Genomic DNA, 23246 nt, shown 5'->3' with positions numbered 1-23246 from the left:
TACAACAATGAGCCGGAAAAAAGGCGAACCGGGGCTTGTCCGGCGAAATGCGCGCACCCGTGTCCGGCCCGTGGCGGGGACAAGTGCGCGCGGCCGGCGTGCGTCATCGGCAGCACGGCTCGCGTTCCTGCCACGTGTCGTTTCGATTCTTTCATCGGATGCGCGATATGCCGCCCATGCGTGCGTCCCGCGGAAGTGTTTGCGTCATCGATGGATGCCGACATCATTCTTGCAACTTCGAAATTAGGCCCGGACTTCAATTTCCAATCCACACATTCTCCTACTCCGGCGCGATTGGGGGACATGCGGTTCGGCGTTCGGTTGCACGGGTTGAATCAAGCCCAACCCGACTAAAACAGATAATTAAGAAAATACATAATCCCAACCTCTCAATTGAAACTCGTTCACCAATCGAATATCAATCGAAAAATTATTCAAAAATATCTTTTTTATTTTACGCAAATAATTGACCGACCTCAAAAATGCAAAGACAATTAAATCCCCCCACACCTAATTTATCATCATGCCGACTTTTTCCATTCTGACAACGTACAATCAAAAAGTTTATTGCCTCGGCCTTAACAACAACACGGGAGGCGCCCTCGCCTACCCGGTAATCGACGTCAATAATGTCGCGAATCTTTTGAAATGGGAGGTCTATCCCAGTCCGCAAGTAGGCATAAGGGCGACACTTTTCAATACTGGGCAGCGGCTCTATTTGGCTTACGGCCCTAGCAATGAGCTGGGCGTTGCCAGTACGCCATCGGCCGCAACATTATTTTTACTCGCCGGAACAAGCGTCCCCACTCAATACCAAATCGCCACTGCAAGTGAAAGCCCGCCCAGGAAATTAATCGTCAACACTTCCGTTACAACTTCCGGATCTTTAAATATCATATTGTCGTCCGGAAGCGGCACGACCAACTGGAGTTTTCACGGATATTAAACCAATATCGCATCGAAATTCGACGCAGAACCCGCTCCCAACTCAATCACGCTCGCTTACGAAGATGCATCTGCCGAACAGCGCAATCCGCACGGTCGCGGATTGCGCCATTCATTCGCGCAATGCCGTGTGCCGTGCGAGTACAAATGTGCGCGCAGACCGCGGGGGGGCGAACACCCGCCGATATCCCGCACGCGCCGGCCTCAGATCACAGTACCGCCTCTTTCGTGGCTATCCTCCGCGGAATCACCTTGAGTTCATAGAACGTATCGGCGATGCGCTGCTGCTCGTCGAGCACGGCGGCGTCGATCGGCCGGTATTGATGCGCGTAATGCGCGAGCCCCGCCCGGATGGTCGCGGCATCGAGCCCTTGGAGCGGCGCCAGCCGTTCGGCGGCGGCGGCAAGATTCTGCGTCACCCATTGCCCTTCGTTGCCGAGTTCGTCCAGCGTCAGCGCGATGACATCCTTGCGTTTCTGCGCGAATTCGCGTTGGCTGACGAAGAATTGGTGGTGGCTGGCCACGCCCTGCGCATCCGCAACGAGGCGCGCGCCGCTTTGCGTCTGAACTGCTGACAGAAACGGGTCCCAGATCGCCCATGCATCGATCGCGCCGCGTTCGAGTGCCGCGCGGGCGTCGGCGGGCGCGAGAAAAACCGGCTGGATATCGCCGTAATCGAGGCCGTTCTTGCGCAGCAGCGCGATGACGAACCAATGCACGTCCGAGCCGCGATTGAAACCGATCTTCGCCCCTTTGAGTTCGGCGACGCGCCGGATCGGCGATTGCCGCGCGACGACGATACCTTCGGCATGCGGCGTCGGCACTTCATACGCCGTATAGACGAAATCCGCCCCCGCGGCCTGCGCGAACACCGGCGGCGCCTCGCCGACATAGCCGAAATCGATCGCCCCGACGTTGAGTCCCTCGAGCAATTGCGGGCCGGCCGGAAATTCGGCCCACGTCACCTTGACGCCAAGCGGCGCCAGCCGCTTTTCGAGGGTGCCCTTCGCCTTCAACAGCACCAGGGTGCTCGCGGCTTTTTGATAACCGATGCGAAATTGGCCGTTGTCGAATTTCGCCCAAGCCGGCGTTGCAATACCGGCCAGCGCCGCAGTCGCGGTAACGAGGAAAGCTCTGCGGTCTCGCGAGGTCGAGCGATTCATGATCGGATGTCCGTGATGTGTGTCGATGATCCGCGGCGGCCTATCGGGCGCGCGCCGCATGCCGGGTTAGCCATGCCCGGCGGCCCCGCCGACCACGGCCAAACGCACGCACGCAATCGGCCGCGATCGGCCAACGCCCGCGCCGTTTCGAAAAAACACGTCAAAAAAAGACCCGCGCAAGCGGCCGCCCGATCGCAACGCGTGCACGCCCTCCGGCGCTCGCGCACGCGGCAGCCCGCATCGGCCGTCCGTCATGCCGGCGCGCGCGCCGCCGGCAAACCGCGCGCAGCGTAGCCACGCGCCTATCGCACACGGCGGATGCCAGCGTCATGCGAGCCCGCGCGGCACCGCATCGGCGATCTCGACCCGCTTCGGCAGCAGTTTCAACTCGAGAAATGTATCGGCTATACGCTGCTGATCGGCAAGCGCGTCGCGGGAGATCGGCGCGATGCCGTAACGCAAGCGCCCGAGCGCCACGTCGACAACCTCGCGCGGCAAGTTCCAGAGCCGCGCATACTCGCGAGCCGCCTGCGCGCGATTCGATTCGGTCCATTTATCGAGCGCGCTGAGTTCCGCCAATACCGCGCGCAGCACGTCGCCGTTCCGTTCCGCGTAGGCACGCGACGTGAAATAGAACGCCCGGTTGCTCACCACGCCCGTTCCATCGGCGACGATGCGCGCGTTCACAGTCTTCTGAGCGACGGCGAGAAACGGATCCCAGATCGCCCACGCATCGACCGACCGACGCTCGAATGCCGCGCGCGCATCCGATGGCGGCAGCCAGACCGGCGTGACGTCGCGGTAGTCGATGCCGGCGGCCGCGAGCAATTTGACGATCAGAAAATGCGCGCTGGACCCTTTCACGAGCGCGATGCGCTTGCCCTTCAAGCTCGCCACCGACCGAATCGGCGAATCGTCCGGCACGACAAGCGCCTCGCTCGCCGGGCGCTTCGCGGTTTGCCCGTAATAGACGAACGGCGCGCCCGCTGCTTGCGCGAAGATCGGCGGCGCCTCGCCGACGTCGCCAAAATCGATTGCTCCGACGTTGAGCGCCTCGAGCTGCGGCGGCCCGGACGGAAACTCCGTCCATTCGACACGGATGCCGGATGCGCCGAGCCGCTTTTCCAGCGTGCCGCGCGCCTTCAACAGGCTCAACGGCCCCTTCTGATAACCGATGCGCAGCGTGTGCGCGCGCGCAATATGCGCGCCTTGCGCACGAACGCCGGGCGCAGCCGCCGACCATGCCAGCGCCACGCTTGCGCCGATGAAGCCGCGGCGGCTCGTCCGTGGGGAACGCATCATGAATTCTCTCTCGTCGATGAACGGGCGCGCGATGCGCACCTAAAACCCGACGCCGATACTAAGGGAGATCGCGCGGCGACCCAACCAATTCATTTCGAATTGCTTATCTATCGGTTGGCGCGCGTGGCACTCGATCGGGCTCAACCAACAGCAGAGCGATCCAATGCGCGCATCGAACCCGCGGATGGCGCGATGGGCACGGAACACGGAATTCAGCCGGCCCGCTGCGCAACATGCGGCAGCAATGCGCGCAGCCAGCACGCGACGGCAACCGCCCCGCCATCGGGCGAGCCGACGGCGCGCTCGCCCAGATAGCTGGCCCGTCCGGCTCGCGGCGTCATGCTTGCGGTTTCCTGCGCCCCCTGCTGCGCGGCGTCGACTGCCGCCGTCCAAGCGTCGGCGGCGCTCTTGCCTGCCGACAGTTCGCGATCGAAAGCGTCGACGGCGGGCACGAGCGCATCGAGCATGGTGCGGTCCCCCGGCTTCGCGCCGCCCAAATCGCCGATTGCTTCGACACCCCGCCTAAACGCGCTTGCCCAATCGCGCGCGCTCGGCTCGGACACGCCGGCAAGCTGCCGGGCGGCCCGCAACAGCGCCGTCGCATAAAACGGCCCGGAACTGCCGGCGATCGCGCGGCGCAACGCCGCGCCCAGCGCGGCAAGCGCGGTGGCCGGCGCGCCATAAGCCTCGAGCGGCAATTCGAGTATCGCGTTTGCCGCCCGCCGCATGCTGGCGCCCAGGTCGCCGTCGCCGGCCAGGGAATCGAGTTCGGTCAATCTTGGCTCGTTGTCGATCAGCGTTCCGGCAACCGCATGCAACGCAGGGCGAAGCCGGTCGGCCCATGCGCGGCCATCGGCCGTCAACGGCGGCAGCGCGTCGCCGGCGCCCGTCGTGGCGGGGGCGATCCGGATATTCCGGTTCACCACGCCGCCGCCCGGCCATGCGCGCGCTTGCGTCGAAGCATCCAGCCCTTCGAGCATGCCGTCATGCAGCTTGAGCACGGAGACCGAGCAGCCGGGCATGTCGAGCGCCGACAAGAAGGTGCCGGCCCACGCACGCTCGACGATCACGCCGCGCCGGCTCAGGCTGTCGTAAGCGGCGCGCAGCACGATGCTCAGCTCCATGTCCGGCGTCGCGCCGAGGCCGTTTACCAACAACGCCACCCGGTCGCCGCCGCCAATCGACTGATCTTCCGCGATGTTCGCAACGAGCGTGTCGGCCAATGCGTCCGCCGGCATCGGCGACACACGCTTCACCCCTTTCTCGCCGTGAATCCCCAATCCAAGTTCGATTTCATGATCGGCCAGGCTGAAGCCGGATTGCTCGACGCCGGGCATCGTGCAGCCGTCGAGCGCCACGCCCATCGTGCCGAGATTGGATGCCGCTTCGTTTGCGACGGCGGCCACGTCGGCCAGCGCCAGCCCGCGCTCGGCCGCCGCGCCGGCCAGCTTGTGCACGAGCACGGTTCCGGCGATACCGCGGCGCCGTTCGCGCGGCGTGATGCCGCGCAGCGATACATCGTCCGAGACAATCACGACCTCGACTGGAATGCCTTCGGCACGCGCCAGTTCAGCCGCCAGGCCGAAATTGAGGCGATCTCCGGTGTAGTTCTTCACAACCAGCACCGCGCCGTTCGGCCCCGACGTCGCTCGAATCGCGGCCAGAACCGCGTCGGTGGACGGCGACGTGAAGACCTCGCCGCAAACGGCCGCGCTCAACATGCCCGCGCCCACATAACCGCCGTGCGCCGGCTCGTGACCGCTGCCGCCTCCGGAGATGATCGCGACCGGACGCTGTGCCGGCTGCGGCAAATCCCGTCGAATCAGGACATTCTCGTCGCCGAGAATGGCGACATGCGGCGTCTGCCGCGCGATTCCCTCCAGCATTTCGCGCACGACGTCGGCTGGACGATTGATGAGCTTTTTCATCGCAACGATTCCCGGACAATGAGTGAAGGCGGCGCTTCGCGTGGGCATGGCGCGCGCAACCCATCGGTGCTGCGCGCGCCGCATCCCCGCTCCGAACGCAGGATCGATTCGTTGCTCGGATTGTGCCATCCCGGACAAGGCGCCGATAGTGCGCCGCCCGCTTACCGGCGGCGACAGGCTACCGCCGGCCGAGCGCGATGTCTGCGCCGCCGTCGGCGTGACATTGTATTTTCAGGCGCCATCGTCGCGCGGATTCGTGACGTCCCCTTATTCGGTAAGCGCCCATCGCCCCGGCTTCGTTCGGAGCGGCTCAATTGACCGCACGCAGCAGCGACGTCACATAGTCCGCATCCGGATCCGAAACCGGCGATTGAATGACCGCATGCGGGTACCCGAACGCGGCGACGAGCGGATCGGCATAACGAACGAGCCGTTCGCACAACGCTCGCGGCGCGGCGGCCCGGCGAAGCGAACGGACGAATCGGCACTGTCGGCGCCGGGCGCATCATCCGCGGCCGAATTGGCGCGCGCAAGCCGCGCCCGTGCGCTTTATCGCGCGGTCAGCGTCGCCTCGTCCGCGGCGTGCGCGTCCGCCAATTGCGCATCGAGCCGCCGGCTCAAAGCCGCAACCGTCGGCGCGGCAAACAGGTCGCGAATCGTCAGCTCGACGCCAAAAAGCTGGCGCAGCTTGTTGATCGCACGCATCGCGAGCAATGAATCGCCACCGAGTTCGAAGAAGCTGTCGTCGACGCCGAGTGCTTGCGCGTCGAGCAACTCGGCGAACAGCGCGCACACCTGCTGCTCGAGCGGGCCGCCGGGCTGGCGTCGGCTCGCTCCCACGACGACGGGTGCAGGCAGCGCGGCACGGTCCAGCTTACCGTTCGGCGTCAAGGGCATCGCATCGAGCGCGACAATCGCGGCAGGCACCATGTGCTCCGGCATCTCGGCGGCCACGAAACCGCGCAGCGCCGCCGGATCGACCGTCTCGCCGCCGCGTGGCACCACATATGCGATCAGGCGGCCGTCGCCTGCCTCGTCATGCCGCACGAGCACTTCCGCCTGCGCGACCGACGCATGCCGCATCAGCCGCGCAACGATCTCGCCCGGCTCGATCCGAAATCCGCGCACCTTCACTTGATTGTCGGCGCGGCCGATGAAATCCAGCGCGCCGTCGGGCCGCCACCTCGCCACGTCGCCGGTACGATACATGCGAGAGCCTGGCTCCCCGAACGGATCGGCGACGAAACGCTGCGCGCTCAGCGACGCACGCGACAAATAACCGCGCGCCAAGCCCGCCCCGGCAACGTACAGCTCGCCCGGCACGCCCGCCGGCACGGGGCGCAACGCCGCGTCGAGCACATACACGCGCAAGTCCGGTATCGGCCGCCCGATCAGGCTGCTGGCCGGCATGGCCGCCACCGCGCGGTTCAACGCCAGATAGCTGACGTGCACGGTCGTCTCGGTAATGCCGTACATATTGACCAGGCGCGGCGCGGTTTCCGAATGGCGCGCATACCAGCCCGCGAGGCAGCGCGCATCGAGCGCCTCGCCGCCGAACACGACATACCGCAACGCGAGCCGCGCGCTCAGATCCGGACGTGCTTCGTCAGCCTGCATCAACTGCTGGAACGCGGACGGCGTTTGATTGAGCACGGTCACACGCTCGTCGGCCAGCAGCGCCAGGAACTCCACGGGCGAGCGGCTGACCTCATAAGGCACGACGACGAGCCGGCAGCCATTGAGCAGCGCGCCCCAGCACTCCCAGACGGAAAAATCGAAAGCGAACGAATGAAACAACGTCCACGCATCCGCCGCGCCGACGTCGAACCACGCGCGCGTGTTGTCCAGCAAGCGTATGACATTGCGATGCGTAATCACCACGCCCTTGGGCTGACCGGTCGAGCCAGACGTGTAGATCACGTAGGCGGGATTTTCCCGACGCAGCGGCGGACTCAACACGGGATCGCATGCGGGCGCGGCCTGCAGCGCCGATTGCAGCGCCGGATCGTCGAGCAGCATCGTCGGCGTTCGCGCCGGCAATTGCGCCGCGTATGCACGCGTGGTCAGCGACAGCGTCGGACGGGCATCGGCGAGCATGAACGCCAGCCGCGAAGCCGGATAAGCGGGATCGAGCGGGACGTATGCGCCGCCCGCCTTCAGTATCGCGAGCATGCAGACGATCAGTTCGGCCGAGCGCGCCATGTGCAGACCGACCAACGCTTCCGGCCCGACGCCCGAGCCGATCAGCAGATGTGCCAGCCGATTGGCGCGCGCGTTCAACTCGGCATAGCTGATCCGCCGGCCGCCGTCCACCAGCGCGATCGCGGCCGGGCTCGCGGCGGCTTGCGCCGCGAAGCGCTCGACGATGGTATCGGCCGATGCAATCGAGTCCGGCGTATCCCGCGCGCCGGTCAGCGTGTGGTGCTCCGCCGGCGTCAGCAGCTGCGCGTCGGCGATGGGGCGCTGCGCAGCCGTCACGAGCGCGCCGCTCAGCCGCAGGAAGCGCTCGCGATGCGCAGCCAGATCGTCGTTCGTGTACAACGATTCGTTCACGTCGAACGCGATGCGAATGGGCCGGCCCACGCCGCCGTCATAGACGGTGATCGAAAAATCGTCGACAGGTCCGTTCGACAAATTGTGCGTCTGCGCAAGCTGTTCGCCGAACCGAAGCGCAGGCTCGAACGCCATTACGTTCACGTTCTGCGCATGCAGGCGCTCGCCCGGCGCAAACTGCTGCGCATCGCGCAGCATCGCTTCGCCGCGATAGCGCTGGTGCCTCAGCGATGCGCGCATCTCGGCGGCGCATTGCGCGTAAAGTACGGCGAAAGTCGTCGCCGTATCGCACGTGACGCGCAACGGCAACACGTTCGCGACCATGCCCGGCGTGTTGCGCAACAAGCGGCTCTGGCGCGCGGTGACGGGCAAGCCGAGCACGACATCGCGCTGGCCCGTCATTCGATGCAGATAAGCGGCCATCAGCGCGACCAGCAACGGCGGCATACCCTGCGCGCTGTCGCGCGCCATCGCGCGCATCCGGTCGCTCGTCGCGGCGTCGAACTCGTCCCATTGCCGGTGAAACCCGCCTGCCGGCGCGAACTGCCCCGGCAATGCCACCGGCGACAGGCTGTGCGGCTGCGGCCGCTCGATCAACCGCGCGCGCCAATAAGCCTGATCGGCGGCGAACGCGTCCGAATCCCGATAGGCGCGATCGTCTTCGATCAAGTCGTCCAGCGTGCCGAACCACGCCGCCGCCGCGTCCGTGCGCTGCACGCGCGCGCTGTAGATCTGCGCGGTGCGCCGCACGAGCAATGTCATGCCGTAGGCGTCCGTGACAATATGATGCGCACACAGATACCAGAAGAAACGCCGCTCGCCGATCCGCAACAGCGCGCTATTGCACAAGGGGCCCGTTGCGTGGTTCGGCGGCGTGCGCATGTCGCGCATCATCCATGCGAGCGCCGCGTCGGGTGGAGATGCGTCGCCGCTCACGTCGACGAACGCCAGGTCGAATTGCCGTGGGCGGCCCGGCATTTGCCACGTGTCGTCGCCATCGGTCGAAAACGTCACGCGCAGGCTGTCCGCTTCATTCATGGCCCGACTGAACGCTTGCTGCAACAGGCCGTGATCGACCGGGCCGCCGATGTCGGCATAGCCCGCCGTGTTGTAGACGCATGTGTCCGGGCGAAGCTGCTCGGCCAGCCAGATTTCCCGCTGCGCGGGCAGCAACGCGCGAAACGATGGGTGTCGCATGTTCATGGCGAAATCGATATCCTGTGTCGAGAAAAAGCGGGCACGCCGCGCATGCCCGCCAGCCGGTGAAGCACCGCGCTCATGTGCCGTTCGCGGCAACGCCGCGCGGCCGCAGATCGGTCCATCGCGCCTCGACGTAATCGAGGCACGCTTGGCGCGTATCGTCGCCGAACGCCTTGTGCCAGCCCTGGGGTATCGGCAGTTCAGCCGGCCAAAGCGAATGCTGCCCGGCGCCGTTGATCAGCACCTGAAACACACCGTCGGGATCGTCGAGTAAAGAGGTCATGCGCACATCCTCCAAGCGTCAGTCAACAAGAAGCGGATCATTCGCGAACCGTCCGCGCATGGCCGCGCATCGCGCGCCAGACCGCCCGCATGGCGAGCGCATAAAGCAACGCGGCAAAAATGAACGGCACACCCGGAAAAAACAGTGCCGCGCCGGGGCGAGCGAAGTAATCGAACAGCTTGCCGCCCAGCAGCGGCGCAATCGACGACGCCAGCCCCGTCAGGCATACCAGCGCGCCCTGATACTCGCCCTGACGCTGCGCGCCGGCATGCACCGAGATCAGGCTGCGCACGCTCGGATCGCTGATCAACGACAGCGAATGCAGAACCAGCGCCACGACGATCAGCGCGACGGAATCGGCCTGGCTGTAGACGCCGTAAGCCAGCACGAATAAGCCGAAGCCAAGCAATGCGGTGCGGTGCTCGCCCAATCGAGTCACCAGGCGCGGCAGCAGCAACGTCTGCGTCAACGTGATGCCGAGCCCAAGACCCGCCAATGCAAAACCGTTCTCACGCGGCCCCCAGCCCAAGCGCGTTGTGTTGGCGAGCACGAAGCACGACAGATAGATTCCATACGCGATCATCCCGCAGCACACCGCGCAGAGCAGGCTGCGGAACACGCGATCGCGCCGCACGAGACGCAGGCTGCCGACCAGGCTCGCACGCGCCCACGAGAACGGCACGCGCCGTTGTGCCGGCAGGCTTTCGCGTAGAAAGAACGCCGCGCTGACGAAATTCAGCAACGCGACCGCCCCCGCTGCGATGAACGGCACGCGCGGCCCTAATGCGCCCAGCAGCCCGCCAAAGGCCGGCCCGGCGATCAGCCCGAGCCCGAGCACGCTGCTCGCGAGCGCGAAACGGCGCGAGCGCAGCGCGGGCGGCGTTACGTCGGCCAGGTACGCGGTGGCCACGGCGGCGCTCGACGCCGTGATGCCGGCAAGCACATGGCCCGCGAGCAGCCAGCCGTAGCCACGCGCGGTCGCGCCGATCGCATAGCTCGCCGCGCAGCCGCCGAGCGCGAGCAGCAGGACCGGACGGCGGCCCCACGAATCGCTGACCGAGCCGACCAGCGGCCCGAACACGAATTGCATGAAGTAGAAGCATGCGATCAGGCTTGCGAGCATCACGGGCACCTGCGCCGGCCGCGCGCCGACGGCCGCGAGCAGATCCGGCAAGACCGGAATCGCAACGCCGAGCCCGACGGCGTCGACGGCCAGCGTGGCGAGAATGATCCACACGTCCCTCGAAATGCCGGGATGGGCGTGCGCCGTTGCGGCCGCGTCCATGGAAGCGGCACCGATCGTCTGTTCATGGCTATCCATGACCGTCACGCCTCCACGGTGCGCCGCGCCGCAGACAACGCGTGCCGCAGCGCACCGGCGATCTGCCCGACATGCTCGCCCATCAGGCAACTATAGTGATTGCCGTGAACCTCGCACGTCCGCACGGGCAGCCGCGTGAAATTCTCCCAGCCCCACGCCGGCGTCTCGCGGATTTCGGGCAGATTGATGCCGTCGGGCAGGGGCTGCGTCGCCTTGAACAACATCATCGGAATCGGCAGCGGCTCGTGCGGCGGATCGTAAAGCGCGGAGAAATCCGCCGCGGCCCGATACACGTTGAACAGTCCGCGAATCGCGCTCGTATCGCTTTGCGACTGCACCACGCCAAACCGCGCGAGCCGTTCGCTCATGAACGCCAGTAGCCGTTCACGCGACGCGGTGCGCAGCGCGGCTTCGTCGATGCCCGCCATCATTTCCATCTTGCCCGAGTAGTACGCAAAGACGCCGAGAATCATGCTGGCGATCTCGAAGTCGTCCTGATGCGGCACGAACGAATAGGGCGGCGCGGCCGAATCGAACATCGCGACGAGTCCGATCTCGTCGCCCGCCGCCTGCAACTGACGCGCGATCTCGTAAGCGATCTTGCCGCCGAGCGAATGCCCGCCGACGTAGTAAGGCCCTGCGGGCTGCACGCTGCGCATGCAGCGCACATAGTGCGTGGCGATCTGCTCGACCGACGTATGCGGCTCGTGCACGCCGTCGAGGCCGAGATATTGCAGGCCGATCACCGGCCGGTCCGCATCGAGCGCGTTCGCGAGCGGCAGCAACTGCGTGATGTTGCCGCCCATGCCTGGAATGCAGAAGAACGGCGCCTGCGCGCCGGCCTTGTGCATCGGCACCAGGCAATAGCGCACCGTTTCGTCGGCGCGCGCCGTTTGGCCGGTATCGTCGCCGAGCGAGCGCAGGATGCGCGCGATCGTCGGTTCCTCGAGAAACTCGCCAAGCGTTGGGCAACGCGCGTATTGGTCGCGCACGCGGGAAATCAGTTGCGTCGCGAGCAGCGAGTGACCGCCCAGATCGAAGAAATCATCGTCGATTTCAACGTGATCGACGCCCAGCAACTCTTGCCACAACGCAACGAGTGCCTGCCGGACCGAGCCGGGCTCGGGGACGGCCGCCTGCTCGGCGCGCCGCGGCATGCGCGCCGCCGGCCCTGCTGCGAAGCCGGCCTTGCTGACGACGAGTTGCGGCACGTCGTGCGCAAGCGCCAGCTCGAAGATCGCACAGCCCTCGCGATTGCGCAGACCCCGCAGCGCCGGCCCGTGCCCGCTTGGACGGCGGCTGCGCTCGGCGTGTGCGACGGCCATCCCGGTCTGCGCCCAGGTATCCCAATTGACCGCGACGGCCGGCATGCCGCGCTGTCGCCAATATCGCGCGAGCGCGTCCATATAGCTGTTCGCAGCAGCATAGTCCGCCTGACCCAGGCCGCCGACCACCGCGGCAAGCGACGAGCACAGCAGCACGAAGTCGGGCCGCTCGTGTGCGAACTGGTCGAACAGGTGCCGCGCGCCGTCCACTTTCGCGGCCAGCACGCGCCGCCACGCATCGGGCGTGCCGGTCTCGATCAGCCCGCTCGCTTCGACGCCGGCCGCATGGATCACCCCGTCGATGCGTCCGAATCGCGCGCGCGCCGCCTGTACCGCGCCGGCAAGCTGCCCGGCGTCGGCCACGTCGGCGGCAAGCCGCAGCACGCGCGCGCCCGCCGCCTCCAACGCCGCGAACCGCGCGGCATTTTCGTCGTGCGGGGAGCGGCTGAGCAGCGCCAGTCCGACATCGCGCCGCCGGCTCGCGATATGCATCGCCAATTCGAGGCCAACGCCGGTCGCGCCGCCGGTGATCAGATAAACGCCGCCATCGCGCAGCACGTCTTCTCGCGAAGCCGTGGCCAGCGGCACGTGGCTGGCCGCTTCACGCCGTCCGTCGACCAGCGTGATGCTGCTCGGCAAATCGGGCGATGCGTCGGGCAGCATCGCAGGCTCGGACGACAGCTCCCTTTGCAAGGCCGCGAGGGTGGCATCGTGCATGTCGTCGAGATCGATGTGGCGGCAGACGATATGCGGATATTCCCAGCGCACTGCGTTGAGCAATCCGGCCAAAGCCGCGCCCGCGCAAGCGTCGAGCGTGCGCGCCGCGCGCACGCCTTTCGTGACGAGCGACACGCGCCAATCCAGCCGTCGAGCGCCCAGCACCTGGAGCAAGGTGATCAGACCGATGAACGCGCCATCGACATCGGCCGCCGACGCCGCGCACCAGCCGTACACCACGTGCAGCGGGGTGTCCGGACGCGCGGCAAGCTCCGCCACCAGGCGCTCGCAATCAGCCTTGTTGCCCGCGCGCAGGCCGTAGCGGTTGCCGCCGAGCGGGCGAAATGCATCGTCGTGGCGGATCAGCACGCTGTTCGCGGGCGCGAACGCGGCCCATTCGTCGCCGAACAGGAGCCAGCGCGCTGCCGGCAGCGCACGGCCTGCAGGCGCGTCGATCCATTCGACCGTGCGGCACCACTGCGTGACGTCGCGGGTACGGCGCGCCGGCTCGCGACGGCCGAAGCCGCGAATCGTGACGAGGACGTCCGCGCGCGACGCCGCCTCGTCCCAGGCGAACAGCGTGACGTCGAACACGTTCGGCGCAGTCTCCACCGCCAGGCTGTAGCACTCGCCGCACAACGGCCGATGCATCTCGATCGACTCATAACGGAACGGAATCGACTCGTCATGCGGCCGCAAGCAGACGGGCAGGAATGCACTCGCCACATCGAGCAGCGCCGGATGCAGCGCGAAGGCCGGCAAATCGCCGTGGCCCGCGGCCGGCAGCTTCAGCCGCGCGAGCCCCGCGTTGCCGCCAAGCCAAACCGCATCGACACTGCGCCAGCGCGGCCCGTAATCCGCGAACGCCTGCGCGAACCGCGCGCGGGCATCGTCCACCTCGGCCAAGTGCCACTGCTCGCAAAGCGCGGCCGGCGATTCCAGCGCGACCGGTGCGAAGGCGGCGCGGCCGATGCGGCCGCTCGCGTGCGCGGTCCCCTCGCCTGTTTCATCGAGCGATTCGAGCACGAAATCCGCTGCGTCGTCACGCGGCTCGAATCTCACGCGCATGCGGCGCTGCTCGCCGTCCTGCAAGATCAGCGCGGACGGGAAATAGACGTCGCGCATCGCCGTGGCGATATCCGGCCGCTTCAGCGCAAACGCGCGCCGCACGAGTTCGATGCACGCCGTGCCGGGCAGCACGCTCGCGCCGTCGAAGATCCGGTGCTCGTCAACGAACCAGAGCCGCTCATGCAGCGTGAACGATACCGTGATGCGCCCGCCACCGTCGTCTGCTTCACATTGCATCGGCACCTCACCGGTACCGTGCGAAACGCTGCTTGCCGACGCCGACGCCGAGGCCGATACCGATGCGTTCGCCGCTGCGATGGCCGGCCGATCGAGCCAGAAACGCTTGCGCTCGAACGCATAGGTGGGCAGCACGATTCGCCGCGCCGTCCCCGGCGCATGCATTCGCGGCCAATCGACGTCCACGCCTTGCGCCCACAGCGTGCCGACGCCTTGCAGCAGCGCCGCCATGTCGGGGCGCTTGTCGCGCGCGTGCGGCAGCGTCGCGACGATACGCGGCGCGCCGAGCTGGCTCCAGCCGCCGATCAGATTGCCCAATGCGCGGCCCGGCCCCACTTCGACGAATATCGGCTGATCGAGCGCATCGAGCAGCGTGCCGACGCCCGTATGAAACTGCACGGGTTGGCGCAGATGCGCGCCCCAGTAGCCGGGATCTGCCAGATCCTGCTGATTCAGCCAGCGGCCGCTGCGATTCGAGATCACCGGAATGCGTCCGGCGCTGCGCGCGATGCGCGCGCTCGCGCGATTGACTTCGGCCTCGGCGCCGGCCATCAGCGACGAATGGAACGCATGCGACGTCGCCAGGCGCTGACACGCGACTCCCGCTGCGATGCACGCATCCTCGAGCGCAATGATCTGATCGACGGTCCCAGCCAGCACGAATTGCTGCGGCCCGTTGATCGCCGCGATTTCACAGCCGGAACGATTCAGATCCGCCAATTCGTCGGAGCCCGCGAGCACGGCGAGCATCGCGCCCGCCGGCTGGCGCTGCATCGCCGCGGCGCGCGTCGCGACCAGCTTCAACGCATCGGGCAGCGCGATCATGCCGCTCACCGCCGCCGCGACAAGTTCGCCGACGCTGTGGCCGATCATCGCCTGCGGCACGATTGCCCATTCTTGCAATTGCAGCGCGAGCGCATATTCGATCGTGAAAAGGGCCGGTTGCGTGTAGCGCGTTTCCTTCAGCAACGACGCATCACCGTCGAACATCAGCGACCGGATGTCCTGCCCGATAGATTCGCGCAGCATCGACGCACAGCGATCCACTTCGGCCTGGAACACGCCGCCTGCCCGATACAGTGCCGCCCCCATGCCCGGATGCTGACTGCCCTGGCCTGGAAACATGAAGACGACGGGCGGCGCGTGCCGGCGCTCGAACGCCGGCAGCGCGTCGATGCGATTCAACTGCTCGTTCACGTCGCCTGCTTCGTCGAGCACCGCGAAACCACGATGCTCGAAAGCGGTGCGGCCGAGCTGAAGCGTATAGGCCGCATCCCGTATGCGCGTGCCGGGCAGCACGCGGCGCAAACGCCGCCATTGCTCGCGCATTGCGCTTTGCGAGCGCGCGGAAACCGGCAGCAAATGCCAGCGCGGCGGCTCGTGCGCCGGCGCGCGACGCGCGCGCGGCGCTTCTTCGAGCACCACATGGACGTTGGTGCCGCCGACGCCGAACGAGCTGACGCCGGCGCGCCGCGGCGCGCCGGCTCTCGGCCATGCGCGCGCACGCTGAACGACGCTGAACGGCGTCTTGTCGAAACCGATCTGCGCGTTCGGCGTGTGGCAGTTGATGCTGGGCGGAATGACTTCGTGGTGCAGCGCGAGGACCGTCTTGATCAATCCGGCGATGCCCGCCGCGGCATCCAGGTGCCCGATGTTGCCTTTGACCGAACCGATCCCGCATTGCCCGTGCGGCAACGCGCCGGAGGCGGTTTCGTCGGCGAACGCCTGAGCGAGCGCGCGCACCTCGATCGGATCGCCAAGCGGCGTGCCCGTGCCGTGCGCCTCCACATAGCCGATGCTTTCGGCCGGAGTCTTGGCCGCACGCAGCGCCTCGCGAATGACCGCTGCCTGACCGGCGACGCTCGGCGCGGTATAGCTCACTTTCGCCCCGCCATCGTTGTTCGCCGCCGATCCCTTGATCACCGCATACACCGTGTCGCCGTCCCGCCATGCGGCGTCCAGCTTCTTCAACAGCACCACGCCGCCGCCGCTGCCGGCCGCCGTGCCGGCCGCGGCGGCGTCGAACGGACGACAGCGGCCGTCCGGCGACATGATGCCGCCTTCCGAATAGAGATAGCCGACTTGGTCCGGGTCCAGCGCGAGCGCGCCGGCCAACGCCATCTCGGTTTCGCCGTTGCGCAAGCTCGCGCAGGCGAGATGAACCGCCATCAGCCCCGACGAGCACGCGGTGCCGATGCTGAGCGCGGGCCCCTGCAGATTGAGCTTGTACGCGGTGCGGGTGGCGATGAAGTCCTTGTCGTTGCCGATCAGCCACTGGCCCGGTTCGAGCCGCAGCCGTTCGGCATTCGGTATCACGTTTTGTACCAGGTAGTAATTGAATGCCGCGCCCGCGAACACGCCCACTGAACGCACCCGGCCGGAATCGCCGTAGCCGGCCGCCTCCAACACCTGCCACGCGAGTTCGAGAAAGATCCGTTGCTGCGGGTCCATCACCTGCGCCTCGCGCGGCGAATAGCCGAAGAAGCCGGCGTCGAAATCGGCCTTGCCTTCGAGTTCCTTGAAGCGGCGCACGAAATGCGCCTGGCGATACAGTTCGGGCGGCACGCCATGCGCGTCGAGTTCGGCATCGCTCAATGGGCGGCCTGCCTCATAGCCGGCGAGCAGGCGCTGCCAGAAGCTCGCGAGGTCCGGCGCTTCGGGAAAGCGGCCGGCGATGCCGATGATCGCGATCGCATCGGCATCGTCGCCGGGCTCGATGCCCGCATGCGCGTGGGTGGGCGCGGCATCGCCGCGCTGTCTACGCAATGCATCGAGACGCGACGCGAGCGCGGCGATCGTCGGATACTCGAAAACGTCGGTCAGCGCCAAGCCGTCGCCGAACGCTTCCGTCATGCGTTGATGCAAGGCGACCGCACGCAGCGAATGTCCGCCCGCATCGAAAAAATTTTCGTCATCGCCGATATCGTCGCGCTCGAGCAACGTGCACCAGATCTCGCGCACGCGTTGCAGCGTCCGAGCGGGCGAAGCGTCGGGCGGCGCGCTCGGCACCGTCGCTACCGCAAGCGGCGCGCCATTGGCCGCCAGCGCTTTCAGCGCTTTCAAGTCGGTCTTGCCGGTGCTGCCGGTCGGCAGCGCATCCAGGAACACCACGTTCGACGGCACCATCGCCTCAGGCACCTTGCGCCGAAGCGCATCGAGCAGCGCCGTCTTCGTGCAGCGCGCGACCACGTATCCGACCAGCAACGGCTGCCCTTGCCCGTCCGGCTGCGCGAGCGCCTCGGCCGCCTGCACGCCGGGCACTTCCATCAGCGCCGCGCGCACCGCGTCAAGCTCGATGCGAAAGCCGCGGATCTTCACCTGACGGTCCACCCGGCCGATGAACTGGATCGCACCGCCGTCGAGCCGGCGCACCACGTCGCCCGTGCGATACATACGCCCGCCCTGTCCGGCATCGAACGGATTCGCGATAAACGAACCCGCAGTGCGCGCCGGCAGCCCGAGGTAGCCCTGCGCGACGCATTCGCCGCCGATGAAAAGCTCGCCCGCCATGCCAACGTCAGCCGGCTGCAATTCATCGTCGAGCACGTGGAGTTGCGCGACACCCATCGGACGCAGGATCAGACGTTCCCGCTCGGCGTGATAGTCGGTCAACGACACAACGATCGCGGCCTCCGTCGGCCCGTAGCCATTGAGCAGGCGGCGGCCCTTCGCCCAGCGTTGCGCGAGTTCCGGTGGGCACGCCTCCCCCGCCGCGATGATCACGCCAAGCGCCGGCAGCTCGGCCTCAGGCACCATCGCCAACGCGGACGGCACGATCCACCAATGCGAAATGCGCTGCTGCGTCAGCCAATCGATCAACGCCGGTCCGGGCAGAAGCCTGCGGCGCTCGCCGAACACGATCGCCGCTCCGGCGGCAAGCGCCGGAAAGATCTCGCCCAGCACCACATCGAAGACAGGCGACACATACTGCGCGATTCGCGAGCGCGGCGTGACGCCCATGATGTCCGTCATCGCCAGCACGTTACGGCACACGCTCCGGTGCGAAACCGCCACGCCTTTCGGCAAGCCGGTCGAGCCGGACGTGTAGATGACGTATGCGCAATCGTCCGGATACGCATCACGAGACGGCAGCACCCATTGCGCGATCTGGCCGCAAGCGGACAACGCATCGAGATCGACCATCGGCAGACCGAATTCGCGCGCCGCGTCGGCCGTGCCGGCGTGGCTCACGAGTGCCGCGAGCGCGGCATCGTTCGCGATGTGGCGATTCCACTGCGGCTTATGCTCGGGGTCCATCGGCACGAATGCCGCGCCCACGCACGCGATCGCCAGCATCGCCGTCACGTTGTGCGGATGATGACCGGCGAAAATGCCGACGCGATCGCCGCGGCGCACGCCCTGCGCCGTCAGCGCCTCGGCAGCGGCCGCCACCTGCGCCGCCAATTGCCGATAGCTCACGCGCAGCGCCGGAGCGTCGAGCGCGACGTTGTCCGCGAATGGTCCGACGCTGCGCGCGAAGAGCGTGTAGAGATCGTTCGCCGGCCCGGATGGAATTGCCGCGTAACCGGCCGGCAGCGATGGCGACGCATCGAGCGGCGAAGAAAATACGTCCGGCCGCAACGCCGCGCGCACCGCATTCAAAAAGTGGCGCTGCATCGAATTCAATGCATCCGCGTCGAACGATCCGGGGCGCGCCATCCAATGACACAGCACGCGGCCGCCCGTTGCATGAACCGCCATTTCCAGATCCAGCTTCGCCGAATAAATGTCGATCGGCAGCGCTCTCGCGTCGATGTTCGCCAGTTGCAGGCCGGCATCGTCGAATTCGCACGAGAAGAGGGTCTGAAACACTGCGTTGCGCCCCGGCGCGCGCGGCGGGTTCAGCTCCTGCACCAGCCACTCGAACGGAATGCCGCTATTTTCGTAGAGATCCAGACAGTGTTCGCGCACATACCGCAGCACCCGATCGAACGTGGTAAGTCCGTCGAAACGCATGCGCAGCGGCATGGTGTTCGCGAAAAAACCGAGCACGTCGTCGAAGCCATGTTGCGGACGCAACGACACAGGCGTACCGATCGCAAAATCGGAATCTCCCGTCTGCTCACGCAATGCCGCCGCAAAAAGTGCGAAGTACACGATGAACGGCGAGCAGCGCGTGCGCTGCGCAAGCGCCGCGATGCCGGCTGCCAGAGCGGCGGGCAATTCGAATGTGAGCGACTGCGGACTGCCAGCGTGCGCCGCTTGCGCATCGACGGAATGCGCAAGCGTAATGGCGGCAGGCAAATCGCGCAGCCGGTCTCGCCAGTAATGCAATTGCCGCCGCGCCGATTCGCCGCGCAGCTGTTGCCGCTGCAAACTCACAAAGTCCGCATAGCGCCGCACAGGCCGCCCCCACGCGGGCACGTCACCGGCGGCTCTCGCGTTATAAGCGGTTTGCAGATCGCGCCAGAACAAACCAAACGACGGACCATCGATGACGATATGGTGAATCGTCACACTGAACACGTGCCGGTCAGGTCCAATCTCAAACAGCGCCGTGCGCACCAGCGGTCCTGCATGCAGATCGAATGCACGAGCATGCTCGTCTTGCAGCAAGCCCGGCAAATTCGCCGCCTCGGGCGCCGCGACGGCGATTCGCCGCAAACGGATCGGCAATGTCTCGCATAGCGTTTGAACCGGCTCCTGCAACGATTTTCCGTCGGAGCCGACTAGGCTCTCAACATGAGTCGAAAACACCGTGCGCAACGCATCGTGCCGAGCGGCGACATCGTTGACGGCTTGCTCCAACGCGGGTGAATTCAACGGCCCATCGAAGCGCCACACCATGGGAATGTTGTAGCTGAAATCGTCGGGCTGTCTTTTCGCCGCCAACCACAGGCTCTGCTGCGAATACGACAACAAGCGAGCGTCTTCCGCGACTTCCTTCGACGGCATCGCCAACGGCGTATGCGGCGCGTCGCCCGTCGCGATCCGAGACGCTCGCTGCTCGACGAGCCGCGCCTGCTCGGCTACCGTGGGATGATTGAAAATGCTCGAAATGCTCAGATCGAGGCCAAACGCTTGATTGATCCTGGACGCCAAGCGCGCCGCCGCCAGCGAATGTCCGCCGCAGAGAAAAAAGTTCTCGTGCACGCCAGGCACGCGTGTTGCCAGCAGTTCCTGCCACAGCGCCAGCAAGCGGCGCTCGACGTCGGTCGCCGCTTGTTGCTGCTCAGGCACGTCCGACGCGCTCAGCGTCCACGTCTTGAGCCGGTTGCGGTCGATCTTGCCGCTCGGCGTGAGCGGCATGACGTCGAGCGGCTCGATCACGGCGGGCAACATGTGCGCGGGCAGATGGCCTCGCAAATATCCGCGCAACTCGTCAACACCAAGGTGGCTCACCACGAAGGCCGCCAGCATCGGATCGCCCGACGCTTCGTCCCGCACGACGATCGCACACTGACGCACCTGTGGATGCGCGGCAAGCACGCCCTCGATCTCGCCCAGCTCCACGCGAAAACCGCGTATTTTGATCTGGTTGTCTCGACGGCCGAGAAAGTCGATCGTGCCGTCGTCGAGAAACCGGCATATATCGCCGGTGCGATAGAACCGCGTATCGCCTTCGCCGACGATCACGCGTGCGTCGTCACCGATACGGCCGCGCAGAAATTTTTGCGCCGTCAGCGCTTCGTTGCCGAGATAGCCCGTCGCTACCGCCGGACCCGCGACCAGCAGTTCGCCCGGCACGCCGATCGGCGTCATTTGCAGCAGCGGATCGACGATCAGCAGATCGCAGCTAGGCAGCGGCCGCCCCAACGGCACGACGCTGCCCGGCGCCAACTCATGTAGATCGGGATCGAAGTACGAGCTATCGATAGCCGCCTCGGTCACGCCATACGAGCCGAGCACTCGCGCATGCGGGCCGCACAATGCGCGAGCCGCGTGCAGTTCGTGTCCGAACCAGACGTCGGCGCCGCAGACGAGCGTGTCGAGCATGTCGAGACGCACGCCGTTTTCCTGGCAATGGCGAATCAGCTCGCGCAATATCACCGGCGGAAAATCGCCGAACGACACGTGTTCGGCAAGCATCAGCGCGTGCAGCCGCGCAGCGTCGAGCAGCCACTCGCGCGGCGGCATGACGAGCTTGCCCCCGCATGCCAGTGTCCGGCTGACATCGCCGATGAACAAATCGAACGTCATGCCGGCGAGCTGCAGCGTGACAGGATGCCCGGGCTTGCCAAAACGATACGCGCGATGCCAGCCGTGATACGACGCATTCAAGCTGCCGTGCGAAACCTCCACGCCCTTGGGCTTGCCGGTCGATCCCGACGTATAGATCACATAGGCGGGATCGTTCTCGGCAAGCACGGGAAGATCCATGCGCGGAGCGTCGGCGAGCATCGCGCCTTCGAGCACGTCGTCGAGCAACACGGCAACGACGGCGGCCTGCGCGCCGAGGCTCGCATGATCTCGTCTCGTCGAGACGAGCGCGACGGGTGCGGCATCCTCGATTTTTTCCAGACGCCGCGGATCGGCGGGATCGAGCGGCAGATATACCGCGCCGACCTTCAAGATGCCTAAATACGAAACGATCAGCTTGTCGGAATAGGTAAGCAACGATGCGACACGGCTGCCTTTCGTCACGCCACGCAAGCGCAGCGCATTCGCAAGCGCATCGGAACGGCGGTCGAGCATGTCGTAGGTGAGACGGACTTCGTCATGCACCACGGCTTGCGCGTGTGGCGCGCGCTCGACGGCATCGCGAAATCGTTGAGGAATGGGCAAGAACGGAATGTGCTCGAGCGGCTCGTCCGGTCGGGTAAACCGGCGCACCCGCGCCAATTCCGCCGCCGGAAGCAATGCAGCCTCGGCAATCGCCGCGCCGGGTGAAGCAAGCAAGCTCTCGAGCAACCGTTCGAAATGCGTCATCATGCGCGTGATGGTGGACGCATCGAAAAGATCGGTGTCGTATTCGACGATCGCCGCCAGTTCGTCGGGCGTTTCCTCCATCGATACCGTGAGATCGTATTTCGACGTTCCGGTATGAACGAGCGTGCCTTGCACTTCGACATCGTCAAGCGCGAGCATCCCGCCGCTGCCCTTCAGGTAGTCGAACATGACCTGAAACACCGGAGCGTGGCTTGCCGAGCGCATGGGCCGCACCGCTTCGACGATCTGATCAAACGGCAGCGCCGCGTTTTCGAATGCATCCAGCAACGACTCCCGCACCTGAGTCAGCAGGTCGATAAAGTTGACGCGATCGTCGAATCGCACGCGCAGCGGAATCAGGTTGATGAAGAAGCCAATCAGATTTTGCTGCGCTTCGGTCGAGCGATTGGCGAACGGACTGCCAATCACGATCTGATCTTCGCCGCAATAGCGATGCAGCAACGCGGAAAACGCCGCCACGCCAAGCATGTAGGGCGTCACGCCGGCGCTGCGGCAGAGCTTGCGCATCCGCTCGGCAAGCACGCGGCTGAACACGTGCTTGGATACCGCCCCGAGCATGCGCTGCTCGGACGGACGCGGCCGATCGGTCGGCAGTTTGTGGAGCGTCGGCGCATCCGACATCGCCGCTTTCCAGTATTGCCGCGCACGCGCGCACCGGGCATCGTCGACCACTGTCTGCGCCACGGCCGCCGCATAATCGACAGCAGGCAATTCCGGATCGGCGCCCGACAACAGCGCGTGATACACGACGCCGAGTTCACGGAAGAAAATTCTGACTGACCAATCGTCGAACACGATGTGATGCACATTGACGAACAAAACGTGCTCGTTTTCGGCGAGCTTGATCAGAAGGCTGCGAAGCGGAGCCTCATGCGCCAAATCGAAAACGTGGTCTGCCTCGCTCGCGCACAGCCGATCGGCCGCCGCTTGCCGAGCTTCGGGATCGAGTACGCTGATATCTTGACGCGCGAACGCGGCAAGCGTCGACGCAAGCGCGATCCGCAATTCGCCGTCGTGCGTATGGAAGCGCGAACGCAAGGCCGGATGCCGTTGCTGCATGAATGCCAGTGCTTGTTCGAGTACCGCGCCGTCGAGGCGGCCGGTCAGCTTGAACGCCGCGGGCACGTTATAGGTCGCGGCACGCACATCGCCGTTTTCGACGAGCCAGAGCCTGCGTTGAGCAGCGGTCGCGGGCAACACTGGAGACGTAAAGGAACCGTCAGCGTTCGCGTCGAACAGCGGCGTCGGCGCATCGTCAGCCTGAAAATGGGGTAAGCGGTGATTCATGATGTGATTTCCCGATTCGATCAGCAA

Annotated in this window: 8 protein-coding genes; 1 reads left to right on the top strand and 7 read right to left on the bottom strand. The window is 65.9% G+C overall.

All coding sequences use genetic code 11. The features are described 5' to 3' along the window. Window positions 1–523 precede the first annotated feature (523 nt). On the top strand, window positions 524–946 hold the full coding sequence (locus AQ611_RS25475) for a hypothetical protein (RefSeq protein ID WP_146011824.1): 423 nt from the start codon (window positions 524–526) through the stop codon (window positions 944–946). Window positions 947–1154: 208 nt separating this feature from the next. Here the strand turns inward: AQ611_RS25475 and AQ611_RS08725 are convergent, their stop codons facing one another. The 7 genes from AQ611_RS08725 to AQ611_RS08690 all read right to left on the bottom strand — a co-directional run bounded on the left by AQ611_RS08725 (window position 1155) and on the right by AQ611_RS08690 (window position 23219). Next, window positions 1155–2108 carry a sulfonate ABC transporter substrate-binding protein gene (locus AQ611_RS08725; RefSeq protein WP_059513375.1) on the bottom strand — a complete coding sequence of 318 codons (954 nt, stop codon included), beginning with the start codon at window positions 2106–2108 and terminating at the stop codon, window positions 1155–1157. A gap of 327 nt (window positions 2109–2435) precedes the next feature. Then, window positions 2436–3410, bottom strand: a complete 975-nt coding sequence (locus tag AQ611_RS08715; protein WP_083237388.1) for a sulfonate ABC transporter substrate-binding protein — start codon at window positions 3408–3410, stop codon at window positions 2436–2438. A 212-nt stretch (window positions 3411–3622) separates the two neighbouring features. Beyond that, complete coding sequence (locus tag AQ611_RS08710; RefSeq protein ID WP_069234247.1) at window positions 3623–5338, bottom strand: dihydroxyacetone kinase family protein; 1716 nt, start codon at window positions 5336–5338, stop codon at window positions 3623–3625. 549 nt (window positions 5339–5887) lie between these two features. Then, the gene (locus AQ611_RS08705) at window positions 5888–9094 is read right to left on the bottom strand and encodes a non-ribosomal peptide synthetase (RefSeq protein WP_069234246.1); all 3207 of its coding nucleotides are present in this window, start codon (window positions 9092–9094) and stop codon (window positions 5888–5890) included. A gap of 73 nt (window positions 9095–9167) precedes the next feature. Further along, complete coding sequence (locus tag AQ611_RS08700) at window positions 9168–9374, bottom strand: MbtH family protein (protein WP_059513554.1); 207 nt, start codon at window positions 9372–9374, stop codon at window positions 9168–9170. A gap of 37 nt (window positions 9375–9411) precedes the next feature. Then, window positions 9412–10695 (bottom strand): MFS transporter, encoded by a 1284-nt coding sequence (locus tag AQ611_RS08695; protein ID WP_069234245.1) that lies wholly within the window; start codon window positions 10693–10695, stop codon window positions 9412–9414. A gap of 5 nt (window positions 10696–10700) precedes the next feature. Continuing rightward, window positions 10701–23219 carry a hybrid non-ribosomal peptide synthetase/type I polyketide synthase gene (locus tag AQ611_RS08690; protein WP_069235204.1) on the bottom strand — a complete coding sequence of 4173 codons (12519 nt, stop codon included), beginning with the start codon at window positions 23217–23219 and terminating at the stop codon, window positions 10701–10703. Window positions 23220–23246 lie beyond the last annotated feature (27 nt).

Source organism: Burkholderia singularis, assembly GCF_001718875.1.
In the GTDB taxonomy this organism is placed as follows: Bacteria; Pseudomonadota; Gammaproteobacteria; order Burkholderiales; family Burkholderiaceae; genus Burkholderia; species Burkholderia singularis.
Note: the sequence above shows the minus strand (reverse complement) of the source record. Positions and strands in the feature narration are given on the sequence as shown.